This is a genomic window from Pseudomonas baetica (assembly GCF_002813455.1).
Classification (GTDB): Bacteria; Pseudomonadota; Gammaproteobacteria; order Pseudomonadales; family Pseudomonadaceae; genus Aquipseudomonas; species Aquipseudomonas baetica.
This window is the reverse complement of the sequence record NZ_PHHE01000001.1, coordinates 5,112,633-5,135,658: the sequence shown is the minus strand read 5'-3', so window position 1 is coordinate 5,135,658 and position 23,026 is coordinate 5,112,633. Positions and strand designations below refer to the sequence as shown.

The window sequence follows — 23,026 nt, the reverse complement described above, 5'->3', positions numbered from 1 at the left end:
TCGTCAGTTGGCGCCTCGCAGCCCCGAGTGAGCGTGTGCAGAACGTTGCAGATCCTGCGGAAAGGAACAAGCCCCACGGTTTTAATGCTGTGAGGCTTTTTTTCGGATCGGTATCGAACCTGCTTGAGCGCTTTCCGGGGTCGCATGCAACAGGCCAGCACGCAATGCTGGCTTCTTGCTCAATCCGCCAGCCAGGCGCTTCGCCACGCCAACAGATGTTCGTCCTTGAGCATCCAGTTATCGAGTACCACGCGGCGCAATGCTTCTCCGGCCCTGGCGCTGGCATCAGCTTCAGCGAGATGTTCGCGAATGGCGCAAATCCAGTCTTGCGCTGTGTTCCTGACCCTCGTCACAGGGAAGTCACCGCTGTAACAGAGGATGTCCGAGCAGATCACCGGGAAGCCGCAGGCACCGTATTCCAGCAAGCGCAAATTGCTTTTGCAGGTGTTGAAAAAGTTATCTTGCAGCGGCGCCAAAGCCAGGTCCAGGTTCAAACCGGCCAGCCTTTGCGGGTATTTTTCGATACTCACACCTCTGTGGTACTCATGGACATAGGGACGCAGTGCCGGTGGACACATGCCCATGAACACCCATTCCACTTCCCCTGCCAGCTCACGAACCACTTCGGCAATGACTTGCAGGTCGCCGCTGTGACTCGAACCGCCTGCCCAGCCGACTCGAGGCTTGCTGCCTTGTTGACGCTGGCCGGTCAAGCCGCTCCACCAATGGCTTGGCAGACGGTTTTCGATCACCCGGATGTCGGTACTGAAACCCTTCAGCGCATTGGCCAGCGGCTGGGTCGACACCACCAGCCGATCGCACAGCTCTGCGGCTTTCTTCACGCGCCTTGCGATGTCTTTGGGGAGCAAGTCATGGGTCAGGTTGGCGGCGGGCACGTCAAGAATGTAGTCATCCAGCTCGTAAACCTTGAAGGCCTTGGAGAATGCCTGGGTGTCCTGCATGTATTCCAGATGAGGCGTTGTGTGTTGCCCCTGGAAAATGATCGTGTCTGGTGCCATGCGCTCCAGCTCTGTCGGTTGAAGCCCCTCGTCGCTCAGCGACCCGCCGATCAGTTGCGCGGCCTTCAGGGCAGCGAAGGGCTGACGCACCCGATAATGTCCACTGCCGAAAGAATCGAGGGGGTGACACAGCACGTGCGGCAACTCACGACTGGCGAAAGGGTGCCAGTCCGTATCGGTGCGGTATTTGGAGGAGAAGCCACTCCCCTCCAGGGTCAGGTTACGGTTGTAGGCCGGATCGTTGGCGATTTGTCCAAGCCAACGCTGGTACATCACCGACTGTTCGCCTTTGAACCGTATGCGCTTGGCTTCCTGTTTGGTCGTGTCGACATTGTTCTGGCTCACGCTGGCTTCGTGAACAAGCACCGCGTACGGCGTCCAGACAATCAAATGTCCTGCCTGGCCGACTTTCAGGCACAGATCCACGTCGTTGTAGGAAACGGCCAGCCCGACCTCGTCCATACCCCCCACTTGATGGTACAGCTCGGTGCTGATCATCAGACAGGCGGCGGTTACCGCGCTGTAGTTCTGATCAAGATGCAAGCGGTGAAGGTAGCCGTTGGACTGCATTGAATCGCCGATAAACGGGTGGTCTGCAACGCCACGCAAACCGAGTACCACGCCTGCATGCTGAACGGTCCCGTCGAGGAAAAACAGTTTGGCACCGACTACCCCCACTTCTGGCCGCTGGGCGTGATGGAGCATCGCCCCCATCCAGTCGCCATCAATGATCACGGTGTCATTGTTGAGCAGCACCAGGTATTCGCCACGGGCATGGCTGGCGGCAAAGTTATTAATCGCCGAATAGTTGAACGGGTGCGGGTAACGCAGGATGCGCACTTTGGGGTTATTCAAGTGCTCCATACCGTTGAACCAATCACGGGCCTCGTCGGTTTCGCTGTTGTTGTCGACGATGATCAGTTCGTAATTTGTATAGCGGGTTTTCTCCATGATGCTTTCGATGCAGCGAAGCAGCATCGCCAGGCAATCCTTGGTAGGAATAATGATGGACACCAACGGCTGATCGGCGTGTTGGTAGACCACACGGTTAGCCATTGGCAAAGGTCCGGCCTGCAGTTCATGAGCCACGCCCAGGCGCTGCAAGTGCGCCTCGACGATGGCCGCCGAGTTCGCGATAACCTGGGGCTCACCGAGCCACTGGGAGAAGTTGATTGCCTGATGCACCAGCACATCGGCGAGGTGCCCGACAGTGCCCAGTCCATGAGTTTCAATCAGCCGGAAAAGCAAATCATGAGGCGCCAGTTCGCTGAAGGCCGGATCGAAGCCATCAGCCGCCAGCGCGGCCTCGCGACTGAAAGCCAGTGCACGGCCGACATACGGAAGACTGCGCAACATATCCAGGTTCAAATCGGGCTTGAATACCGGGTTCTGGCAACCGCAGTCGGTCAGTGAGTCTTCATCGCTGTAGCAAGCACTGACGCCGGGATTCAGGGCGATGCCCTCGGCGAGTAAAAGCAGCGCGTGGGGATCCAGTTCGTCGCCACCCCGCAGCAGGTACCACCAGTCAACCTCGATGCCTTGCAGCAGCTCGTTGAGCTGGCTTGGCCAGGATTCAGCCAGCGGTAGCCAGAGCAGATTGGCGGCCGGCGTCACCTCTACAGGTTCAGCATTGGAAAGCACCACGATGGCCGCCGCCTCGTAAAGCTGGCGGTCGATGCTTTTCAGGGTGGAGCGCAGCAACCCAATGTCACCCGTGGTGTCGGTCAACACCAGCAACACGTTCGGTTGCCCAGGCCAGCTCGCAAGTCGCGCGGGCAAACCTTCAGCCTCTGCGGCAGTCAATTGCCGGTTAGCCAGCCAGCGCTGGTAAAGGTCAATACTGCGCTGCTGTCGGCCAACATTCGCCAGAATGCCGAAAAAACGCTTCAGAACATGTGCCAGGGTGCCGTCAAGCTGGCCGCTCTCAACTTCGAAATCATTGTCCGTCAGTTGCATCCGTTCCACGGGGGCGAACACGTCGGTGCGTGCAATGAACATGGTGCCGGCAAAGAAATCCGCCTCGTTGATGCCTTGGGGGTCAATGCCCGCGCGCTCGGCCAGAGTGACAAGCGTCGTGCGGTTGCTTTCACTGAGGTGTCTGGTCACGGGCAACAGGTATTGCTGAGGCCCCAGCGTTGGAACGTGCACCGGATCGGCAAGCTGCTCCAGCGCTCGACGAAAACGTACCGGGTCCAGCAGGTCATCAAATAGTTCAAGACCCCAGCCGTTTTCCGCCCCCAAATGCAATGAACGCTTGGTGTGCAGCTTGACCAGCGTGCGGATGTTATCGGCACGCAAGAACGGCAGCATCCGCAGAAACGGCAAAACGTCCCTGCCGTGGTTGGGCACCCGATACAGCGAATAACCCAATCCACAGGCCGCCAGTTGAGCACCTACCTCATCGTCACGTCCGGCCACGCAGGTGACGTATAGATGCAGGCGCTCAGGCAGTTTAAGCAGACGGGACAAAATATCTGGCAGCACTTCGGGAAAATACGCATGGATAACCACGCCCACTGGCGGCTCGCCATCTTCGAATGCCGGCTGCTGTGCAACCAGCACTTCGCACCCCTCGACCACCAGGCCTGCGCTGTGGCCTGCATTGACGGGTTGAGTTTTAGACGTCAGGTAAGCATCTGGGGCTGAAGGTGGAATTGTCATGTTCAATCCAATTTAAATAGGGGGCGAAGATAGATCTCGCTGAAGACGCCTTTTGCGTCCGAGGCGATCGCAAGCATCCGCTTTAATGAGAGCGCTGACCTCATGGTCTGGCAGAGAATAATTGACCACAGGCGTGCTCTGGCTGCTGATCGCAGACCCACAATGACAGCACCCGGCTCTGCGAACGCGGCGTTGAATTTGTTGGCGAGCCCTGTAATCACCGTACCTCTAATGTCGGCAGAGGCGGAGTTTACTTAAAAATTGCTTAACTCCCAATGAGTCAACCGTGGGCGCGGTGCGCTTCAGTGCCTTCGCTACGGCGACGAAAAAGCAGATTCGCAGAAACGAAAAAGCCCCCGTAATCAGCAATGATTACGGGGGCTTCGTCTTGTTCAATAATGGCGGAGAGATAGGGATTCGAACCCTAGGTACCGGTGAAGGTACAACGGATTTCGAATCCGTCCCATTCGGCCACTCTGGCATCTCTCCAACGGCGCGCATCATAACAACACTTTTACCGAAAGCAAACCCTCTTTCGAAATTTTCTTCGTGCTATCAGATGCTTGCGTCGATTAAAGCGGTACGCCCAGACGATTGGCAACTTCTTCGTAGGCTTCGATGACGTCACCGAGGCCCTGACGGAAGCGGTCCTTGTCCATCTTCTTCTTGGTGTCCTTGTCCCACAGACGGCAGCCGTCCGGGCTGAACTCGTCACCGAGGACGATGGAGCCATCGCTGAACACGCCGAATTCAAGCTTGAAGTCGACCAGCAGCAGGCCGGCGTCGTCGAACAGTTTGCTCAGGACTTCGTTGACCTTGAGCGACAGTTCTTTCATGCGAACCAGTTGCTCGGCGGTGCCCCAACCGAATGCCACGACGTGGGATTCGTTGATGAACGGGTCGCCCTTGGCGTCGTCCTTCAGGAACAGCTCGAAGGTGTACGGGTTGAGCTTCATGCCCTCTTCGACGCCCAGACGTTTGACCAGGCTGCCAGCGGCATAGTTACGCACAACACACTCGACCGGAATCATGTCGAGCTTCTTCACCAGGCACTCGTTGTCGCCCAGCAGTTTGTCGAACTGGGTCGGAATGCCGGCCGCTTCGAGTTTCTGCATGATGAAGGCGTTGAACTTGTTGTTCACCATGCCTTTGCGGTCGAGCTGCTCGATGCGCTTGCCGTCGAACGCCGAGGTGTCGTTGCGAAACAGCAGGATCAAGCGGTCAGCGTCGTCGGTCTTGTAAACCGATTTGGCTTTGCCGCGGTAGAGTTCTTCACGTTTTTCCATGATGGGCTCCGCTTGCTAAGTAGGTGGGCTAGGCGATGTGGCGCCAGTCGAGCCCTGAATCTTGATCGGCCAGTTGCAGCCAGTCCGGGTCGCACCCGAGGGTGTCGACAAAACACTGCCGGGCCAGCTGCGGCATGTTGTTCTTGCTGCTCAGATGGGCAAGGACCAGGTGTTGCAGACCCTGCCAGCCCAACTCGGACACCAGGAATGCCGCCTGATGGTTGTTCAAATGTCCCAGCTCGCCGCCCACCCGCTGCTTGAGAAAGTACGGGTAATGACCACGGGCCAGCATGTCGCGACAATGGTTGGATTCGATCATCAACGCATCGAGATCCCGATAACCGTCCAGCACCCGCTCGCAGTAGGAACCCAGGTCGGTCAGCAGGCCAAAACGCCGCTGCTCGTTGTCACTGAAGACATACTGGGTCGGTTCCTGCGCATCATGGGCCACGGCAATGACCCCGATGTTCAGTGCACCGATCTGCAGTTGCTCACCGCCGGCCAGAAAGCCCGCAGGCTCGATCGGTTTGCGCATCCCGCGCAGTGTGCCGCGACTGAGGTAGACCGGTAGATTGTAGCGCCGAGACAGCAAACCCACGCCATGCACGTGGTCGGCATGTTCGTGGGTCACGAGTATCGCGCTCAGTTGCGCCGGGCTTACACCCAGGCGCAACAGGCGTTTTTCGGTTTCCCGCAGGGAGAAGCCACAATCCACCAGCACGTACGTATCAGCACTGGCGATCAGCGTGCCGTTCCCTTGGCTACCGCTGCCGAGAACGGCAAAACGCATGGTTGATCAGCCCAGGTTGTCCTGAATCACGCTCAACACTTTGCGTGCCACTTCAGCCGGCGCGACGGTGTTGATGTTTTTCTCGACGGTCACCTGGATGTTCTCGCCAACCTTGCTCAGGCGAACCTGATAACGCTCGGCACGGGCTTCAACTTCTTCCTTGCTCGGCGCACTGCCGAACAGACTGCTGAAGAAACCAGGCTTGTCGTCTTTCTTTTCGGCTTTTTCGGCCAGGTTGATGTAGTACAGGCCCAGGCTGCGGTTGATGTCCTCAACGCGCCATTCGCCCTGTTCCAGCGCACGGCCAACGCTCGACCATGCACGGTCCAGATCGGTACCGACGTTCAACACCGGGTTACCACTGCCGTCTTCGCTGAGGCTGACACGGCTTGGGGTATCGAAATCACGCGAAGCCAGCATCGACACCGAACCACCCTTCTCGGCAATACGGCTCATGCTCGCGAGCATGTCATCGACCAAGGCTGCGTCCAGGCCAGTGTTGACCGAACGGTTGGTGAAGGCCACGTCGGCCGTGCTGCCGGCAGGACGCTCGGCGCTGACTACGTAGATTTCACTGGTGTTGCGCTGCACGCCCGGCTCGATTCGCACGCGAACGCGGGTTTCGCTGTCGCTGGCGATACCGGCCGCGCTCAGGCGCTTGGCCATGGCGGCGGACAGTTCATCGGAATGCTGCCAGGTGGTGGTGAACTCGCCGGTTTGCGGGCGCTGTTCATCCAGACGGAAACCGTTGTCCTGGAAGAACTGCACGGCCACTGGCCAGACTTCGGCCGGTGGATGTTGGGCCATGACCCAACGCGAATCGCCACTCTTCTGCAGCGAGTAGTCATTGGCATCGGCGATCGCCGACAGCGGTTGAGGACGTGGAACCACGTACTCGCCCTTGGCGGTGTCGTCAGCCACGTTGCGTGGGATCGGCAACAGCGGATCCAGACGCTTGGAGGTGTTGACATCCGGTGGTAGTTGCATCGGTGCAGTCTGTTGCGCTTCCAGGTAATCGCTACCACGGTCACGGAAATAACCTTCCGGGCCCCAGACCCATCCGCAGCCACTGGTGCTGGAGATAATCAAGGCAAGTGCGGAAAGTCCGGCCATTCGCTTCATGCGTTGTACTTCCTCAATTAAACCAGAACGCTGCACTGGCGCAGGGCCGTGCGAAGCGTTTCATGACAAGGTGCGCTCAGCCAGGTCAGCGGCAGGCGGATGCCTTCGTGCATCAGGCCCATTTCAACCAAAGCCCACTTCACCGGAATCGGGTTGGCTTCGATGAACAGGTCCTTGTGCAACGGCATCAGTTTTTCGTTGATCGCCCGTGCGGTGTCGGCGTCGCCCTTGAGCGCGGCCTCGCACAGATCCGCCATTTCGCGCGGAGCGACGTTGGCGGTAACAGAGATGTTGCCTTTGCCACCCAGCAGGATCAGCTCGACGGCGGTCGGATCATCGCCGGACAGCACGATGAAGTCCTTGCTCACGCCGTCGATGATCGCTTTGGCACGCTTGAGGTCGCCGGTGGCTTCCTTGATACCGATGATGTTCGGCACGGTGGACAGGCGAATCACGGTCTCGGCCTGCATGTCGCAAGACGTGCGGCCAGGAACGTTGTAGAGAATCTGCGGGATGTCGACCGATTCAGCGATGTGCTTGAAGTGCTGGTACAGGCCTTCCTGAGTCGGCTTGTTGTAGTACGGAACCACCAGCAGGCAGGCATCGGCGCCGGCTTCTTTGGCATTGCGGGTCAGTTCGACGGCTTCGCGGGTCGAGTTGGCGCCGGTGCCAGCGATAACCGGGATACGCCCGGCAACCTGTTTGACCACGGCTTTGATCACGGCGATGTGTTCTTCTACATCAAGGGTTGCCGACTCGCCGGTAGTTCCGACCGCGACAATGGCATGGGTGCCGTTCTTGAGATGGAAGTCCACGAGTTTGCTGAGGCTGTCCCAGTCAAGACGCCCTTGTGCATCCATGGGAGTGACCAGTGCCACCATACTGCCCGCAATCATGAAACCGCTCCTGCCGGAAAAAGAGAGCGGTAATGGTACTGGCGCCAAGATGCTTGCACAAGCGAAGTACTGCGCCGCCGCCATTCCCCTTGGCGTCGCTTTTCGCTACCCTTCAGACTTTGATCGGTACTGATCAGCTTGTACGCCGGGTTCCAGCCTCCCTTTTCGGCCTCCCAGACCCCGTTCCTGCGTCGCATCGACGCGCTCCCGCTATAGTGGAGCGAGCCGCGAGCGCTTGCCGGGGCTATTTGAACGGACAGCCTGAATGGGCACAGGCACACGCCCGGCGGCCAATGCCCGTAAACCTACCGACCGCTCATCGCTTTAGGAATGCTGCATGTCCACCCCCACAGTTCGCGAACAATTCCTTGTCATCAGTGCCCTCGGCGCCAACCCCATGGAGCTGACTAACGTCCTGTGCCGCGCCAGCCATGAAAATCGCTGCGCCGTGGTTACTTCCCGCCTGACCCGCCACGGCGAGTGCAGCGCGCTGATCCTCGAGATCTCTGGCAGCTGGGACGCCCTCGCGCGTCTGGAAGGCAGCCTGTCGGGTCTCGCCAAGAAGCACGCCTTCACCGTCAATGTAGTGCGCAGCGCGCCGCTGGAAAATCGACCGCAGGCGCTGCCGTACGTGGCTTACGTCAGTTCGGCGTATCGCCCGGACATCATCAATGAGTTGTGCCAATTCTTCATGGATCACAACGTCGAGCTGGAAAACCTGACCTGCGATACGTATCAGGCGCCACAGACCGGCGGCACCATGCTCAACGCCACCTTCACCGTGACGCTGCCGGCCGGCACCCAGATCAGTTGGCTGCGCGACCAGTTCCTGGACTTCGCTGACGCGATGAATCTGGATGCACTGATCGAGCCTTGGCGTCCACAAAACCCAATGTAAGGAAGCTTTCATGGCCGTTGTCATCGACCAACCTGTTGCGGATTTCGAAGCCCCTGCCACCAGCGGGCAAACCGTCAGCCTGTCTGCGCTGAAGGGCAAGCAAGTGGTGATCTACTTCTATCCGAAGGACAGCACCCCGGGCTGCACCACCGAAGGCCAGGGCTTTCGTGACCAGTACGCGGCGTTCAAGGCTGCCAACACGGAGATCTTCGGTATCTCGCGCGACAGCCTGAAGTCCCACGAGAACTTCAAGTGCAAGCAGGAGTTTCCGTTCGAGCTGATCAGCGACAAGGACGAAGCCGTCTGCCAGCTGTTCGACGTGATCAAGCTGAAGAAGCTGTACGGCAAGGAATACCTGGGCGTTGATCGCAGCACTTTCCTGATCGATAAGGACGGTGTGCTGCGTCAGGAATGGCGCGGTGTGAAAGTGCCTGGGCATGTGGATGCGGTTCTGGCTGCGGCTCAGGAACTGCACAAGGCCTGATGTTTCTCTGGCGTCTTCACTGACGCCTTCGCGAGCAAGCCCGCTCCCACATTGGATCTGTGGCGTTCACAAATCCAATGTGTGAGCGGGCTTGCTCGCGAAGAGGCCCTCCCCCCCCCACCAAACAATCTAAATCAGCCACTAAAGCAGCGGCGCCACCACCGGCTCCTTGCGCGGCCACGCATCCAGTACCGCCTTGAACAGCGTCGCCAAGGGAATCGCGAAGAACACTCCCCAGAACCCCCACAATCCGCCAAACAACAACACCGCACAGATAATGGCTACCGGGTGCAAATTCACTGCTTCGGAAAACAGCAACGGCACCAGCACATTGCCGTCAAGCGTCTGGATGATCCCGTAGACCGCCATCAGATAGATGAACTGATCGCTCCAGCCCCACTGGAACAGCGCAATCAGCAGCACCGGCACGGTCACCACTACCGCGCCGACATAAGGCACCACCACCGACACCCCGACCAGCAACGCCAGCAGCGCGGCATAGTTGAGGCCAAGTGCGACGAAGGCGATGTAGGTCACGCCGCCACAAATCACGATCTCGATGACCTTGCCGCGAATGTAGTTGGCGATCTGCCGGTTCATTTCCTGCGCAACCCGGGTGATCAGTGCCCGTTCACGCGGCAGATAGCCGCGCACCCACTCGCCGATCATCGCCCGATCCTTGAGGAAGAAGAACACCAGGATCGGCACCAGCACCAGATAGATCATGATGTTCACCAGCAACGGCAGACTCGACAGCGAGAAGGTCAACGCCCACTGGCCAAACTTGCCGATCTCGCCCCGCGCCGCCTCGATTGCCTGCAACACCTGCTCGTCGGAGACCAGATGCGGATAGCGCTCTGGCAGGAGCAACAGCAGCGACTGCCATTTCGCAAGCATGCCCGGCAACTCATTGAACAGCGTGATGAGCTGATGCCATAGCAGTGGCAACGCCACGACGATGAAGAGCATCAGCACGCCCATGAACAGCGCAAACACCAGCCCCACCGCTGCCCCTCCCGGCACGCGCAAACGTTCGAGCGTAACCACCAACCCTTGCATCAGATACGCCAACACCATCCCGGCCAATACGGGCGCCAGCATGCCGCCAAGGGTGAGCACGGCCGTGAAGGCAAGAAACAGCAGTACCGCCAGCACAACGGCTTCTTCATCGGAGAAGTAGCGCTGAATCCAGTCGCGTAACACTTTGAACATCAATAATCCCTAGGTCTTTTTGCGCGGTGGGTTTCAGGCTTTTTTCAACCAGTAACGATAGACGCCCGCTTCGTCTTCTTCGCGCAGCAGCGTATGCCCGGCCAATTTGGCAAAGGTGCGGAAATCGCGCTGCGAGCCAGCATCGGTGGCGATTACCTTGAGTACAGCACCGCTGGCGAGCTTGTTCAGTTCCATTTTTGCCTTGAGCAACGGCAACGGACAGTTCAGGCCACTGGCGTCGAGTTCCACGTCATGGGCTACAGCATCAGTCATTGCGTTACTCCGGGTCGGGTGGTTTGAGCTACCTAGAATATCTGGTCGCAGGCTTGGTGTCCGGCTACAGTAAGGTCTTTGTCTTCGAAGGCTTTGTGCATGACTTTTCTGCGCCCTACCCTGCTGACGCTCGCTTGCCTGCTTGCCTCACCGGGCTTTGCCGACGATCTGCCGTCACTCGGCGACGCCAGTTCTGCCATTGTCTCGCCGCAACAGGAATACCAGCTCGGTCGCGCCTGGCTGGCCATGTTGCGCAGCCAGGTTTCACAACTCAACGATCCGCAACTCAAGGACTACGTCGAGTCCAGCGTTTACAAACTGGTGGAGACCAGCCAGGTCACTGACCGGCGCCTCGAATTCATCCTGATCAACAGCCCGCAACTCAACGCCTTCGCGGCGCCTGGCGGCGTGGTCGGGGTCAACGGTGGTCTGTTCCTCAATGCGCAGACCGAGGGCGAATACGCTTCGGTACTGGCGCACGAACTGGCTCACTTGTCGCAACGCCACTTTGCGCGCGGCGTCGAAGCATCACAGCGGATGCAGGTGCCGATGATGGCTGCCCTGCTGGCCGGGATCGTAATTGCCGCGGCCGGCGGCGGTGACGCCGGGATTGCGACGATCGCCGGTACTCAGGCGGCGGCGATTCAGTCGCAACGGACCTTCTCCCGTCAGAACGAACAAGAAGCCGACCGCATCGGCATCCTCAATCTGGAAAAAGCCGGGTACGACCCGCGCTCGATGCCAACCATGTTCGAGCGTCTGATGCGCCAGTATCGCTTCGACGCCAAGCCACCGGAGTTTCTGCTGACTCACCCGGTCACCGAATCGCGGATCGCCGACACCCGCAACCGCGCCGAACAGGCCAAATCGGGCGGCATCGAAGACACCAAGCGTTATCAACTGATTCGCGCACGCGTGCAACTGATCTACGAAGAAACTCCCGGGCTGGGCGCCAAGCGGTTCCGCGCACAACTGGACGAGAATCCGAAAAACGATGTGGCGCGCTACGGTCTGGCCATCGCCCAGATCAAGGGCGGCCAATTGAATGAAGCACGGGAAAATCTCAAGCAACTGTTGGTCACCGCGCCGAACGAGATTATCTACAACCTCGCCCAGGTTGATCTGGACATCACCAATAATCGCCTGCCCGATGCGCAGTCGCGGGTTGACCGGATGCTCACGCAATATCCCGGCAACTACCCGCTGAATCAGGTTCGGGTCGATCTTCTGCTCAAGCAGAACCGTGCCGCCGATGCCGAGAAGGCGCTGGAAAGCCTGCTCAAGTCACGTCCGGATGATCCGGACGTCTGGTATCAGGTTGCCGAAACCCGCGGCCTGTCGGGCAACATCATCGGCCTGCACCAGGCGCGCGCCGAATACTTTGCCCTGGTTGGCGATTATCGTCAGGCGATCCAGCAGCTCGACTTTGCCAAGCGCAAGGCGGGCAGCAACTTCCCGCTTTCCTCACGGATCGATGCCCGCCAGCGTGAGCTGATGGAGCAGGAGCGGATGGTCAAGGACATGATGGGCTGAGCCTTCTTTACGACACAAAACCTCAGACATAAAAAAACCGCCTCTTTCGAGGCGGTTTCTTTTTATTTACCAGCGGTTATTCAGCCAGTTTGAAGGTGATGAAACTCGCGCGACCTTGGCGCAGAACCCGCATCGACACCGAGCGATTCTTCGGCAGTGCCTTGGCGATCTCGGCGAACTCCTTGGAGGAACCGATGGCCTGGTTGTTCAGGTGCGTGATGACATCGCCTGGCTGCAGACCGATCAGGGCCGCAGGACCGTCCTGCACTTCCTTGATCACCACACCACCTTTAAGGTCGTAGGTTTTCTTCTGCTCGGCGGTCAATTCGCCCACCGAAACACCAAGACGATTGCTGTTGGTTTCCGCACCGGACTTCAGCAATGCACCCAGCTCTTTGTCTTCGTCCGGGATCGCGCCAACCGTCAGCTCGACGTTTTTGCGTTTGCCTTCACGAATCACTTCCAGATTGGCTTTCGCGCCAGCCTTCAAAGCGCCGACCAAGTGTGGCAGGTCAGCAGACATGACAATCGGCTGGCCATTCATGCTGAGGATCACGTCACCCACTTGCAGACCGCCCTTGGCTGCCGGGCCGTCGTCCTGAATCTGGGCAACCAGCGCACCGGCCGGTTTCTCCAGACCGAACGACTCGGCCAGATCCTTGTTCACTTCCTGGATGACCACACCCAACCAGCCACGACTGACTTTGCCACCGTTCTTCAGTTGATTGGAAACATCCATTGCCACATCGATAGGAATCGCGAACGACACACCCATGAAGCCACCGGAGCGGGTGTAGATCTGCGAGTTGATCCCGACCACTTCACCGTTCAGGTTGAACAGTGGGCCACCGGAGTTACCCGGGTTGATTGGCACGTCGGTCTGGATGAACGGCACATAGTTCTCGTTCGGCAGGCTACGGCCCACGGCACTGACGATGCCTTGGGTCACAGTGTGGTCAAAGCCGAATGGCGAACCGATTGCCACCACCCATTGGCCGGCCTTCAAATCCTGGGATTTGCCGAGCTTGAGCACCGGCAGATCCTTGCCTTCGATTTTCAGCAGGGCCACGTCGGAGCGCGGGTCAGTACCGATCAGCTTGGCTTTCATTTCACTGCGATCGGCCAGACGGACGAGGATTTCGTCAGCATCGGCAATCACATGGTTGTTGGTCAGGATGTAGCCATCCGAAGAGATGATGAAGCCCGAACCCAGCGATTGCGCTTCACGCTGGCGACCACCACCCGGCGAACGCTGCTGAGGCGGCATGCCGCGTTCGAAGAACTCGCGCAGCATTGGCGGCAGGCCTTCGAGGTCAGGCATCTGCTGGTTCACTTTACGATCCGGCAGTTTCTGCGTGGTGCTGATGTTCACCACGGCAGGCGAAGCTTGTTCGACCAGTTGGGTGAAATCAGGCAGATCGGCCGCTTGGGCGGCAGGTACAGCCTGCCCAAGCAGCAGCACAGTGGCGAAGATGGAGAGATAAGATTTCAAGCTAGGTATCGACATACAGCTCCCGTTACGACGAGCAGGTTTAAGCGATATGGAACAAGGGACACCGAAAACCACAGGCGAGCCGTTTTATTCCAGGAACGACAAACAAGGCCAGAGCCGTGAGGCTCTGACCTATAAAAAACTTTCAGGTGATTTGCAAATGAAAATGCTCAGCAAACATTTCTACGTCTCGACGACGAAGTGGGTATGACTGGAATCAGCTCACTGCTTGCTGGTTGCAGTGCCATCTTTCTTTCGCATCGACAGCGCGATTCGTTCAGCGGTGCCGATCGGAATTTCACCGACCACCGTCACCATCATTTCGCCTTCCGGCGTGGTCAGGCGCCGGGATACTGCCACCGTCGGGCCAAGTTGAGTCCGGGTGTCGGTGACGGTAGCGCCATTCAAAGGTTCAAGAAAAACCGAGAAGCGGGCCAAGCCATCGTCGTACATCAGGCTGTTGACCTGAGCTTTGGTTTCCGGGTCTTTGTGCGAGGTGCTGCTGGTGAGCTCAAAGCCCGGCGGCAGCCAGTCGGAGTGCCAGTCCTGAGTCGTTTTCACGGCAGAGGCCTTGTCGCTGTCGATCGTAATCGGCTTGCAGTCGGCGTCGGCCAGCAAATCTTTATCCGAAGGCACATTGTCAGTATCAAGACTGGTGAACTGGAACCGCTCAAGTAACTGCCCCTTGTCGTTCAACAACAACGACTTCAGTGGCAGCCCGGTCTTCTTGTCCAGATGTAACTCAAACCCGTAACGATGCTGATCACGAGGCGTCAGCGAGACGATTACTGCGTCTCGTCCAGCCACGCGCGACTTGCCAATCACGGCAAGGTCATACCAGCTCTTAAGCTTTTGAGGATCGAGAGGACGAGCGGCCGTGTTGGGAGAATCTCCCAAACCGGCAATCAGGGTGCCGCTGACGCATTGAGTATGCCCATCGATGCGCACGACTTCCTGCGCCGAACCGTCGAGCTGAAGTAAACGCTCGCGGACCTGACCGTTCTGGACACGATGCCAGATATTGTGAGTAGAAAAACTACCGTTACGTTCGTAAACGAAAGTACCGTGAAAGCTTTGCTGCTGCTCGGCCTGGCCCAGACGGGTCAACCAGTCTTGGGCCTCATCGGCGTGGGCTGGAACAATGAACCAGCCACTGAGCAGAAGCGAAAGTAGAGGTATGGCGCGCATGATCCTCCTTAACGGTTTTCCAGGCTTGCTGCACGCGCATATGGCAGGGCGCTTTCAGTACCTTTGAGTGCAGCCTGCTGAGCGTGCTGACGCAGGTAACCTGGCAGACGCTGATCATGCCACCCAGGCTGACCTTGCAATACGCCGTTGGCCATCGGGCCAGTGGCTTCCGAGCTCTCACTGTAGCCTGCCAGAACAGCCGGGCCTTTGACTTGTGGTGTAGCCAAAGTTGGCTGATTGGATTGCTGCGCCAATTCGACACCAGCAATTTCGTCCTGATTGTAAAGGCGAACACCCGCCAGAACGGCAACCGTCACCGAGGCTGCAACAGCCAGACGACCAAGGTTACGCCATGGGCTACGGGATACTTTGGCCGGGGCCGTTTCGTCTTCGAGCGCAGCAGACACTGCCGCAGCGATATCCAGACGCGGAAGCAGCAGATCCTTGTGCATGGCTGCCCGAGCGATCTGGTAACGGGCCCAGGTCTCACGGGTTTCTACGTCGTCCAGTGCATTAATCACCCGACGTAATTCCAGTTCGTCCGCTTCGTTATCCATCACTGCGGACAGCGATTCCTGCAGGGCTTCACGACTCATGGCGTTCCTCTCTTGGCTGTCGCCGCTGTCTCAGTTTTCCTGCAGCAACGGCTGCAGGGCTTTATCGATGGCCTCCCGAGCGCGGAAAATCCGGGAGCGCACGGTACCCACCGGACATTGCATGACGCTCGCAATGTCCTCGTAACTCAGACCATCGAATTCACGTAAAGTTAAAGCCGTACGCAAATCCTCTGGCAGTTGCTGAATGGTTCGATGGACGGTGCCTTCGATCTCATCCCGCAGCAGTGCACGTTCTGGTGACTCGAGATCCTTGAGGCCATGATCGCCGTCGTAGAACTCTGCATCTTCAGAACTTACATCGCTATCCGGCGGCCTACGGCCACGGGAAACGAGGTAATTCTTTGCCGTGTTAATGGCAATACGGTATAGCCACGTATAAAACGCACTGTCGCCGCGAAAGTTTCCAAGTGCTCGATACGCCTTGATAAAGGCTTCTTGAGCCACGTCCTGGGCTTCATGGGTGTCGTGCACGAAACGCACGATCAACCCGAGAATTTTGTGCTGATATTTCAGCACCAGCAGATCGAAAGCTCGCTTGTCGCCACGCTGAACGCGTTCGACCAGCTGCTGATCCTCTTCCTGGGTTAGCATGAACACTCCTCGATAAGCCCGAAGGAGACTTGCACAACTAAACGACCAGACTTGCAAACATAGACTCGGGCTTTTCGCAAAAGTTCTCCCCCTCCAAGCAAGTTTCCTGCGGGCTCTGATTTGGCACGCACGAAAAACGCAGCTCGGGATAAACCGGCTGCGCGAATAATCTTGTCATCGGTTTCGCCGACAGGAACCCAACCGCAGATTCCGCACTGAAGCCGACACTGTCCCTTGTTTCTGGCACCGACTATTGATCTTGGGCCTTTGGCAAAAGTTCCAATTATTTATAGCCGTATCCACCCGACATTGGGCAACCCTGGGGTGAAAAAACCTGTTTCAGTGCCGATACAGTCGCCTTTTCCCAGAACCCTGGAAAAAAACTTCCGACGAAGCACCCGGTTTTTTCCGTCACGGTAGTTTCACAATGCCATCTGGGCCCGGCTATTGTGCCGCCCCACCCCTCTATATACTAGTGGGCTGTGTGGCTGTCTTGACTCGCCGAACCAGCTGTCTTGCGCCAACCCCGATCCGGGTCGCTTTGAGCGGAATCCTGAAATGAGCCAACAGTTCCAACACGATGTTCTGGTCATTGGCAGCGGTGCTGCCGGTTTGAGTCTTGCGCTGACCCTGCCGGGTCATTTGCGCATTGCCGTATTGAGCAAGGGCGATCTCGCCAACGGTTCGACGTTCTGGGCTCAGGGTGGTGTCGCTGCGGTTCTGGACGACACCGATACTGTCGAATCCCACGTCGATGACACCTTGAACGCGGGCGGCGGTCTGTGCCACGAAGACGCCGTACGCTTCACCGTCGAGCACAGCCGCGAAGCGATCCAATGGCTGATCGATCAAGGCGTACCGTTCACCCGCGACGAACAATCCGGCACCGAAGATGGCGGTTTCGAATTCCACCTGACCCGCGAAGGTGGCCACAGCCATCGGCGCATCATCCATGCGGCCGATGCCACCGGCGCCGCGATCTTCAAAACCTTGCTCGCCCAAGCCAAAGAACGTTCGAACATCGAGCTGCTCGAACAGCGGGTTGCCGTCGATCTGATAACCGAACGGCGCCTGGGCCTGGACGGCGAGCGCTGCCTCGGCGCCTATGTGCTGAACCGCGCCACCGGCGAAGTCGACACCTACGGCGCACGCTTTGTAATTCTGGCCTCGGGCGGCGCAGCCAAGGTCTACCTCTATACCAGCAACCCCGACGGCGCCTGCGGTGATGGCATCGCCATGGCCTGGCGCTCGGGCTGCCGGGTGGCGAATCTCGAATTCAATCAGTTCCACCCCACTTGCCTGTATCACCCGCAGGCCAAGAGCTTCCTGATCACCGAAGCCCTGCGTGGCGAAGGCGCGCACTTGAAACTGCCGAACGGCGAACGCTTCATGTATCGCTTCGACAAGCGCGCCGAACTGGCCCCGCGCGACATCGTCGCCCGGGCGATTGACCATGAAATGAAGCGTCTTGGCGTCGACTGCGTCTATCTCGACATCAGCCACAAGCCAGAAGCGTTCATTAAAACGCACTTCCCGACGGTCTATGAGCGCTGCCTCGGTTTCGGCATCGACATCACCAAACAGCCAATTCCGGTCGTACCGGCGGCGCATTACACCTGCGGCGGCGTGATGGTCGACCAAAACGGCCGCACCGATGTGCCGGGTTTATATGCCATCGGCGAAACCAGTTTCACCGGCCTGCACGGTGCCAACCGCATGGCCAGCAACTCGCTGCTGGAATGTTTCGTTTACGCACGCTCGGCCGCGGCGGACATTCTGGCGCAACTCGATGTTGTAACAGTGCCAAGCGCCCTGCCCGTCTGGGATGCCAGCCAAGTCACCGACTCCGACGAAGACGTGATCATTGCGCACAACTGGGACGAGCTTCGCCGATTCATGTGGGACTACGTCGGCATCGTGCGCACCAACAAGCGCCTGCAGCGGGCGCAACATCGCGTGCGCCTGCTCCTGGACGAGATCGACGAGTTCTACAGCAACTACAAAGTCAGCCGCGATCTGATCGAGCTGCGCAATCTCGCCCAGGTCGCTGAGCTGATGATTTGCTCAGCCATGGAGCGCAAGGAAAGTCGTGGCCTGCATTACACCCTCGACTATCCGGATCTGCTGCCCGAGGCACTCGACACTATTCTGGTGCCGCCCACCTACGTCGGCTGAACTTGAGCCGCACTCGCAGGCGTCGGTGCAAGTCCGCCGCCTGCGAGTCGTGGGGTACGCAGATCGATCTGACCCGCCATTCTCCGTGCATGCGAAAACGCAGCACCACGATCAGCGGCAGCGCCAGGCTGTCTGGTCGCAGCTGCACGGCTTGCCAGCCATCCGCCTGATTCCACAGTTGCCAGCCATCAGCATCGCGACGCAAGCCGCAAAAAGCCTGGGGATGGCTCAACAGAACCTGCCGTGGCAACACCCAAAAACCGTGCAGCAAGCAGCCGAAAGCACCGAGCAGGCTCGCCCAGAGAGGAATCGAAAGCAGAAACAACGAACCCAGCGCGAACGCCTGGGCCAACAGATACGCCGCCAGCAACTGCCGTGAGGCATGCCAGCGGCATTCGAACGTATTACTTGGGCTGGACACGATCCAGGATCATGCGAACCATGCGCTGCAGCTCGGGATCTTCAGACTCGCTGCGCTCCATGAACCAGCCGAACATGTCTTGATCCTCGCACTCCAGCAGGCGCACGTACAAATCGCGATCCACCTGATTCAGGTCTGCATAAACCTCTTTCACGAACGGCACCAGCAACACGTCAAGTTCAAGCATGCCGCGACGGCTGTGCCAAAAGAGGCGATTGAGTTCAACTTGTTCGACCATGGAGCCCTCCTCAAATTTGGCGGCAAGTATACAGCCCCGAAGCGGCTCGCACAGTCGGCTTTGGTCGGGCACCACTGATCCTTTATCAACTACCCATTTCAACAGCACCCCCTTATGATGTGCCCCAGTCTATTTACCCTGCGATGACCCATGGCCGATTCTGCTTTTTTCTGCACCCTGTCTCATGAAGGCGTTCTCGCGGTTCGCGGCGCGGATGCCGGAAAATTCCTGCAAGGCCAGCTGACCTGCAATATCAATTACCTGAGCGATACCCAGGCCAGCCTTGGCGCGCGCTGCACGCAGAAAGGCCGGATGCAGTCGAGTTTCCGCATTCTGCTGGAAGGTGACGGCGTGCTGCTGGCGATGGCCAGCGAACTGCTCGAACCGCAACTGGCGGACCTGAAAAAGTACGCGGTGTTCTCCAAATCCAAGCTGACTGACGAAAGTGCTGCCTGGATGCGCTTTGGCCTGAGGTCAGGCGATATAGCGCTTAGCAACCTCGGCCTCGATTTGCCGGCCGAAACCGACAGCATCGTGCGCAACGCAGGCCTGATCGCTATTCGCGTCTCACCGGATCGCGCCGAACTCTGGGTGCCAGCCGACCAAGCCGAAACCATCAAAGGCAAGTTGGCCGCAACCCTGCCAGAAGGTGAGCTGAATCAGTGGCTGCTCGGCCAGATCCGCGCCGGTATCGGCCAGGTCATGCCGACCACCCGCGAGCTGTTCATCCCGCAGATGCTCAACCTGCAAGCCGTCGGCGGCGTGAGTTTCAAGAAAGGCTGCTACACCGGCCAGGAAATCGTCGCGCGCATGCAATACCTGGGCAAACTCAAGCGCCGTCTGTATCGCTTGAGCCTGGACACCGAGCAATTGCCGGAACCCGGCACCCAGTTGTTTGCGCCGAGCCACAACAGTTCGATCGGCGAAGTCGTTATGGCGGCCAACGCCGGGCAAAACATTGAACTCCTGGCAGTGTTGCAGGCCGAAGCTGCCGAAGCGGGCGATCTGCATCTGGGCACCCTTGAAGGGCCCGCGCTGCATTTGCTCGATTTGCCCTACGAACTGGATCGCGACCGCGAAATCCAGCGCTGATCGTAGCCTTTGTTGCAACACCCTAGAGAGTCTAAATGAGCGAACTGGCGGATAAGGTCCAACAGGATTTGGTTGAGGCCATCAATAACGATGACCTCGTTCTGCCTACGTTGCCGGAGGTGGCCCTGCAAATTCGCAAGGCTGCAGAAGATCCGGAAATCAGCGTCAGCGACCTGAGCAAAGTGATCGGCCGAGACACCGCGCTTTCGGCACGGCTGATCAAAGTGGTCAACAGCCCCCTGCTGCGTGCGGCGCAGGAAGTCACCGACCTGCACACCGCCATCACCCGACTGGGCATCAACTACAGTAGCAACCTGGCGATCGGCCTGGTGATGGAGCAGATTTTCCACGCCAGTTCCGAGGTGGTCGAACAGAAAATGCGCGACGTCTGGCGCAAGAGCCTGGAAATCGCCGGAGCCAGCTACGCGTTGTGTCGCCGCTACACCCAGCTCAAACCTGATCAGGCGGCGCTGGGTGGACTGGTGCATCAGATCGGCGTGCTGCCGATTCTGACCTACGCCGAAGACCACTACGAACTGCTGTCGGATCCGGTCAGTCTCAACCATGTGATCGACCGTATTCATCCGCTGCTCGGCGACAAACTGTTGCGGGTCTGGGAGTTTCCGGAGCGACTGGTGGAATTGCCGGGGCGCTATCAGGACTTCAAACGCGACTCGAAAGAGATCGACTACGTCGATCTGGTGCAGGTGGCGAGCCTGTATTGCCACAAGGGCACCGATCATCCATTCGCGCGCATTGATCCGCTCAGCGTTCCGGCATTCAGGAAGCTTGGAATCGATCCGGAGAACAAGGCGATGTGCGAGGATCTGGAAGAATCGCGGACGATGTTTTACTGATCGAGAACCGCGGCGCGCCCTTCGCGAGCAGGCTCGCTCCCACATTGGAATGCATTCCCCCTGCTCGCGAAGATGCCGGCAAGAACACCGCAGAATCACCCGGCGATAAAACTGACCCGCACCTTCAACCCCGCCCGCTCACCATCATGCAAACTGATCTGCGCCAGATGCGCCCGGCAGATCTCGCCGACAATCGCCAGGCCTAACCCGGAACCGGCCACCTGCTGATTACGCCGGTAGAACCGTTCAAACACCCGATCGCGCTCTTCCAGTGGAATGCCCGGCCCGTCGTCTTCAACCTCAAGCACCGCCGGCGCCGTCACGCGCAAGATCACATTGCCGCCCGGTGGCGTGTGCGCCAGCGCGTTGTCCACCAGATTGCTCAGCAACTCATTGAGCAGCGTCGGCTCCCCGCGCAGCCACACCGGCTCGTCCGCCTCAAGCGCCAGCGCCACGCCGCGTTTGTGCGCCAGCGGCGCCATGGCCATGCCCAGTTCCCGAGCCAACTGACTCAAATCGAGTAACTGCGCACCGCCCTCGGCAATCGCCCGGGCGCCGTTTTCGACGCGGGCCAGCGATAGCAACTGATTGGCCAGATGGGTCAGGCGGTCCGTGCTTTGCGCGGATGATTCGAGAGTCGTGCGCCAAGTTTCGGGTTCATTCGAGCGCAGGCCCAATTCCAGCCGTGCCTTCAACGCTGCCAATGGCGTACGCAACTCATGCGCCGCATCGGCGATGAACTGCGCCTGCCGCTCGAACTGGCCGCGCAGGCGCTCGGTGAAATGGTTGAGCCCGCGCACCAGCGGCCAAAGCTCATGCTGCACTTCCACCAGCGGCAAGGGCCGCAAGTCGTCGGGCTGGCGTTCTTCCACCGCCGTGCGCAAACGCTCCAGCGGTCGCAATGCCGCGCTGACGGCGAACCAGACCAACAGCAACGCGCCAATCGCCAGCATGCCCAAACGCAACAAGGTGTCGGCGGCCAGACTGCGGGCCATGCTGACCCGGGCCTCGTCGGTTTCGGCGACGCGAATTTCCGCCATGCCGTTCATGTTCGGTTCAGTCACGGCTTTGAGCAGGCTCACCACCCGCACATTCTGGCCGTTGTAAGTGGCGTTGTAGAAACGCGCCAGCGCCGGATAGTCGTCTGTTCTAGGCGTACCGGGCGGTGGACCGGGCAGGTTTTCGTAGCCGGAAATCAGCTTCTGGTGAATGTCGTTGACCTGATAATAAATGCGCCCGGCGCTGTCGTAGGCGAACGTGTCGAGGGCCACGTAAGGCACGTCGGCGCTGAGCGTGCCGTCACGTTGCGACAGGCCGGCAGCAATTGTGCGCGCCGAGGCCAGCAAGGTGCGGTCATACGCGGTGTCCGCCGCTTCGCGGCCATTCCAGTAAGCGCTCAAGCCGCTGGCGAGCATCAGCACCACCAACAACAGCGCGAGGTTCCACAGCAACCGCCAGCGCAGGCTGCTGGGCTTATGCATCGCGGCTTTCCAGCAGATAGCCGAGGCCACGGAAGGTCACGATGGCCACCGGTTGACCGTCGAGTTTCTTGCGCAAGCGGTGGACGTAGATCTCGATGGCGTCGGGGCTGGCTTCTTCGTCGAGGCCGAATACCTGCGCGGCCAGTTGCTCCTTGCTCATCACCCGCCCCGGCCGGGCGATCAGCGCTTCGAGCACGGCTTGCTCGCGGGACGTCAGCGTCAGCAATTCTTCGCCGAGGGTGAAACGCCGGGTGTCGAGATCATAGGCCAGCACGCCGCAGCGCTGCTGGCGCTCGCCGCCCAGCACACTGCGGCGCAACAGGGCTTTGACCCGCGCCTCCAGTTCAGTCAGTTCGAAAGGTTTGGCGAGGTAATCGTCAGCGCCAAGATTGAGGCCGTGCACCCGGTCTTTCACGTCACTGCGCGCGGTCAGCATCAGCACCGGCAGATTTTTGCCCCGCGCACGCAACCGTGCCAGCACCTCAAAACCATCCATGCGCGGCAGCCCTACATCAAGGATCGCCACGGCGTATTCCTCGCTGCCGAGCGCCAGGTCGGCGGCCACGCCATCGTGCAACACATCCACGGTCAGACCGGTGCTCTTGAGCGCCTGGGCGACACTTTCGGCCAGTTGCAGATGGTCTTCGACGAGCAGGACACGCATGGGTTTTTACCTCGTTCAGGGATGGCCGGCGCCACG

The 23,026-nt window shown here is 59.0% G+C and carries 21 protein-coding genes and 1 tRNA gene; 6 read left to right on the top strand and 16 right to left on the bottom strand.

Going from position 1 to position 23,026, the window contains the following annotated elements; genetic code table 11:
* Window positions 1–179: 179 nt before the first annotated feature.
* From ATI02_RS23705 to dapA, 6 genes are all read right to left on the bottom strand, one after another.
* Window positions 180–3,680, bottom strand: a complete 3,501-nt coding sequence (locus tag ATI02_RS23705) for a glycosyltransferase (RefSeq protein WP_095187713.1) — start codon at window positions 3,678–3,680, stop codon at window positions 180–182.
* 399 nt (window positions 3,681–4,079) lie between these two features.
* Window positions 4,080–4,169 (bottom strand) — tRNA-Ser (locus tag ATI02_RS23695).
* 83 nt (window positions 4,170–4,252) lie between these two features.
* Window positions 4,253–4,966, bottom strand: coding sequence for a phosphoribosylaminoimidazolesuccinocarboxamide synthase (gene purC / locus ATI02_RS23690; protein WP_100847528.1), 714 nt, complete (start codon window positions 4,964–4,966; stop codon window positions 4,253–4,255).
* Between the two features lie 28 nt (window positions 4,967–4,994).
* Window positions 4,995–5,756 carry an MBL fold metallo-hydrolase gene (locus ATI02_RS23685; protein WP_095187710.1) on the bottom strand — a complete coding sequence of 254 codons (762 nt, stop codon included), beginning with the start codon at window positions 5,754–5,756 and terminating at the stop codon, window positions 4,995–4,997.
* Window positions 5,757–5,762: 6 nt separating this feature from the next.
* Entirely contained in the window at window positions 5,763–6,878 is a 1,116-nt protein-coding gene (gene bamC, locus ATI02_RS23680; RefSeq protein WP_095187709.1) for an NlpB/DapX family lipoprotein, read from the bottom strand.
* A gap of 17 nt (window positions 6,879–6,895) precedes the next feature.
* Window positions 6,896–7,774, bottom strand: a complete 879-nt coding sequence (gene dapA, locus ATI02_RS23675) for a 4-hydroxy-tetrahydrodipicolinate synthase (RefSeq protein ID WP_095187708.1) — start codon at window positions 7,772–7,774, stop codon at window positions 6,896–6,898.
* Between the two features lie 337 nt (window positions 7,775–8,111).
* Between dapA and ATI02_RS23665 the strand changes: the two genes are divergently transcribed.
* Window positions 8,112–8,672, top strand: coding sequence for a glycine cleavage system transcriptional repressor (locus ATI02_RS23665; RefSeq protein ID WP_095187707.1), 561 nt, complete (start codon window positions 8,112–8,114; stop codon window positions 8,670–8,672).
* 10 nt (window positions 8,673–8,682) lie between these two features.
* Window positions 8,683–9,156: a peroxiredoxin gene (locus ATI02_RS23660; protein WP_100847527.1), complete on the top strand. Its 474-nt coding sequence runs from the start codon at window positions 8,683–8,685 to the stop codon at window positions 9,154–9,156.
* Window positions 9,157–9,297: 141 nt separating this feature from the next.
* On the opposite strand, the gene ATI02_RS23655 is transcribed toward ATI02_RS23660, so the two are convergent.
* Window positions 9,298–10,368 carry an AI-2E family transporter gene (locus ATI02_RS23655; RefSeq protein ID WP_095187705.1) on the bottom strand — a complete coding sequence of 357 codons (1,071 nt, stop codon included), beginning with the start codon at window positions 10,366–10,368 and terminating at the stop codon, window positions 9,298–9,300.
* 33 nt (window positions 10,369–10,401) lie between these two features.
* Window positions 10,402–10,641: a sulfurtransferase TusA family protein gene (locus ATI02_RS23650; RefSeq protein WP_095187704.1), complete on the bottom strand. Its 240-nt coding sequence runs from the start codon at window positions 10,639–10,641 to the stop codon at window positions 10,402–10,404.
* A gap of 99 nt (window positions 10,642–10,740) precedes the next feature.
* On the opposite strand from ATI02_RS23650, the gene ATI02_RS23645 reads away from it, so the two are divergent.
* The gene (locus ATI02_RS23645) at window positions 10,741–12,174 is read left to right on the top strand and encodes a M48 family metalloprotease (RefSeq protein WP_100847526.1); all 1,434 of its coding nucleotides are present in this window, start codon (window positions 10,741–10,743) and stop codon (window positions 12,172–12,174) included.
* A 76-nt stretch (window positions 12,175–12,250) separates the two neighbouring features.
* Here the strand turns inward: ATI02_RS23645 and ATI02_RS23640 are convergent, their stop codons facing one another.
* From ATI02_RS23640 to rpoE, 4 genes are all read right to left on the bottom strand, one after another.
* Window positions 12,251–13,681, bottom strand: coding sequence for a DegQ family serine endoprotease (locus ATI02_RS23640; protein WP_100847525.1), 1,431 nt, complete (start codon window positions 13,679–13,681; stop codon window positions 12,251–12,253).
* 207 nt (window positions 13,682–13,888) lie between these two features.
* On the bottom strand, window positions 13,889–14,854 hold the full coding sequence (locus ATI02_RS23635) for a MucB/RseB family sigma factor regulatory protein (RefSeq protein WP_100847524.1): 966 nt from the start codon (window positions 14,852–14,854) through the stop codon (window positions 13,889–13,891).
* A gap of 8 nt (window positions 14,855–14,862) precedes the next feature.
* Entirely contained in the window at window positions 14,863–15,450 is a 588-nt protein-coding gene (locus ATI02_RS23630) for a sigma-E factor negative regulatory protein (RefSeq protein WP_064388462.1), read from the bottom strand.
* Between the two features lie 30 nt (window positions 15,451–15,480).
* A complete protein-coding gene (gene rpoE / locus ATI02_RS23625) occupies window positions 15,481–16,062 on the bottom strand; it encodes an RNA polymerase sigma factor RpoE/AlgU (RefSeq protein ID WP_003172477.1) in 582 nt (193 codons plus the stop codon).
* A gap of 558 nt (window positions 16,063–16,620) precedes the next feature.
* Here rpoE and nadB point away from each other — a divergent pair.
* The gene (nadB, locus tag ATI02_RS23620) at window positions 16,621–18,237 is read left to right on the top strand and encodes an L-aspartate oxidase (protein ID WP_095187700.1); all 1,617 of its coding nucleotides are present in this window, start codon (window positions 16,621–16,623) and stop codon (window positions 18,235–18,237) included.
* Here the strand turns inward: nadB and ATI02_RS23615 are convergent.
* On the bottom strand, window positions 18,206–18,658 hold the full coding sequence (locus ATI02_RS23615; RefSeq protein ID WP_095187699.1) for a protein YgfX: 453 nt from the start codon (window positions 18,656–18,658) through the stop codon (window positions 18,206–18,208). The genes nadB and ATI02_RS23615 overlap by 32 nt on opposite strands.
* A complete protein-coding gene (locus ATI02_RS23610; RefSeq protein WP_034153143.1) occupies window positions 18,642–18,896 on the bottom strand; it encodes an FAD assembly factor SdhE in 255 nt (84 codons plus the stop codon). The genes ATI02_RS23615 and ATI02_RS23610 overlap by 17 nt, the downstream gene beginning before the upstream one ends.
* A 150-nt stretch (window positions 18,897–19,046) precedes the next feature.
* Between ATI02_RS23610 and ygfZ the strand changes: the two genes are divergently transcribed.
* Together ygfZ and ATI02_RS23600 are read left to right on the top strand one after the other, a co-directional pair.
* Window positions 19,047–19,988 (top strand): CAF17-like 4Fe-4S cluster assembly/insertion protein YgfZ, encoded by a 942-nt coding sequence (ygfZ, locus tag ATI02_RS23605; RefSeq protein WP_100847523.1) that lies wholly within the window; start codon window positions 19,047–19,049, stop codon window positions 19,986–19,988.
* Window positions 19,989–20,023: 35 nt separating this feature from the next.
* On the top strand, window positions 20,024–20,845 hold the full coding sequence (locus ATI02_RS23600) for an HDOD domain-containing protein (RefSeq protein ID WP_095187697.1): 822 nt from the start codon (window positions 20,024–20,026) through the stop codon (window positions 20,843–20,845).
* A 95-nt stretch (window positions 20,846–20,940) separates the two neighbouring features.
* Here the strand turns inward: ATI02_RS23600 and ATI02_RS23595 are convergent, their stop codons facing one another.
* Together ATI02_RS23595 and ATI02_RS23590 are read right to left on the bottom strand one after the other, a co-directional pair.
* Window positions 20,941–22,326 (bottom strand): two-component system sensor histidine kinase TctE, encoded by a 1,386-nt coding sequence (locus tag ATI02_RS23595; RefSeq protein ID WP_100847522.1) that lies wholly within the window; start codon window positions 22,324–22,326, stop codon window positions 20,941–20,943.
* Window positions 22,319–22,990 (bottom strand): two-component system response regulator TctD, encoded by a 672-nt coding sequence (locus ATI02_RS23590; RefSeq protein WP_034153139.1) that lies wholly within the window; start codon window positions 22,988–22,990, stop codon window positions 22,319–22,321. Before ATI02_RS23590 ends, ATI02_RS23595 begins: the two co-directional genes overlap by 8 nt.
* Between the last annotated feature and the right edge of the window lie 36 nt (window positions 22,991–23,026).

What these genes read in the sequence shown, in the direction of transcription:
- ATI02_RS23705 (WP_095187713.1), bottom strand. Translation starts at nt 3,680, where the DNA reads ATGACAATTCCACCTTCAGCCCCAGATGCTTACCTGACGTCTAAAACT.
- purC (WP_100847528.1), bottom strand. Translation starts at nt 4,966, where the DNA reads ATGGAAAAACGTGAAGAACTCTACCGCGGCAAAGCCAAATCGGTTTAC.
- ATI02_RS23685 (WP_095187710.1), bottom strand. Translation starts at nt 5,756, where the DNA reads ATGCGTTTTGCCGTTCTCGGCAGCGGTAGCCAAGGGAACGGCACGCTG.
- bamC (WP_095187709.1), bottom strand. Translation starts at nt 6,878, where the DNA reads ATGAAGCGAATGGCCGGACTTTCCGCACTTGCCTTGATTATCTCCAGC.
- dapA (WP_095187708.1), bottom strand. Translation starts at nt 7,774, where the DNA reads ATGATTGCGGGCAGTATGGTGGCACTGGTCACTCCCATGGATGCACAA.
- ATI02_RS23665 (WP_095187707.1), top strand. Translation starts at nt 8,112, where the DNA reads ATGTCCACCCCCACAGTTCGCGAACAATTCCTTGTCATCAGTGCCCTC.
- ATI02_RS23660 (WP_100847527.1), top strand. Translation starts at nt 8,683, where the DNA reads ATGGCCGTTGTCATCGACCAACCTGTTGCGGATTTCGAAGCCCCTGCC.
- ATI02_RS23655 (WP_095187705.1), bottom strand. Translation starts at nt 10,368, where the DNA reads ATGTTCAAAGTGTTACGCGACTGGATTCAGCGCTACTTCTCCGATGAA.
- ATI02_RS23650 (WP_095187704.1), bottom strand. Translation starts at nt 10,641, where the DNA reads ATGACTGATGCTGTAGCCCATGACGTGGAACTCGACGCCAGTGGCCTG.
- ATI02_RS23645 (WP_100847526.1), top strand. Translation starts at nt 10,741, where the DNA reads ATGACTTTTCTGCGCCCTACCCTGCTGACGCTCGCTTGCCTGCTTGCC.
- ATI02_RS23640 (WP_100847525.1), bottom strand. Translation starts at nt 13,681, where the DNA reads ATGTCGATACCTAGCTTGAAATCTTATCTCTCCATCTTCGCCACTGTG.
- ATI02_RS23635 (WP_100847524.1), bottom strand. Translation starts at nt 14,854, where the DNA reads ATGCGCGCCATACCTCTACTTTCGCTTCTGCTCAGTGGCTGGTTCATT.
- ATI02_RS23630 (WP_064388462.1), bottom strand. Translation starts at nt 15,450, where the DNA reads ATGAGTCGTGAAGCCCTGCAGGAATCGCTGTCCGCAGTGATGGATAAC.
- rpoE (WP_003172477.1), bottom strand. Translation starts at nt 16,062, where the DNA reads ATGCTAACCCAGGAAGAGGATCAGCAGCTGGTCGAACGCGTTCAGCGT.
- nadB (WP_095187700.1), top strand. Translation starts at nt 16,621, where the DNA reads ATGAGCCAACAGTTCCAACACGATGTTCTGGTCATTGGCAGCGGTGCT.
- ATI02_RS23610 (WP_034153143.1), bottom strand. Translation starts at nt 18,896, where the DNA reads ATGGTCGAACAAGTTGAACTCAATCGCCTCTTTTGGCACAGCCGTCGC.
- ygfZ (WP_100847523.1), top strand. Translation starts at nt 19,047, where the DNA reads ATGGCCGATTCTGCTTTTTTCTGCACCCTGTCTCATGAAGGCGTTCTC.
- ATI02_RS23600 (WP_095187697.1), top strand. Translation starts at nt 20,024, where the DNA reads ATGAGCGAACTGGCGGATAAGGTCCAACAGGATTTGGTTGAGGCCATC.
- ATI02_RS23595 (WP_100847522.1), bottom strand. Translation starts at nt 22,326, where the DNA reads ATGCATAAGCCCAGCAGCCTGCGCTGGCGGTTGCTGTGGAACCTCGCG.
- ATI02_RS23590 (WP_034153139.1), bottom strand. Translation starts at nt 22,990, where the DNA reads ATGCGTGTCCTGCTCGTCGAAGACCATCTGCAACTGGCCGAAAGTGTC.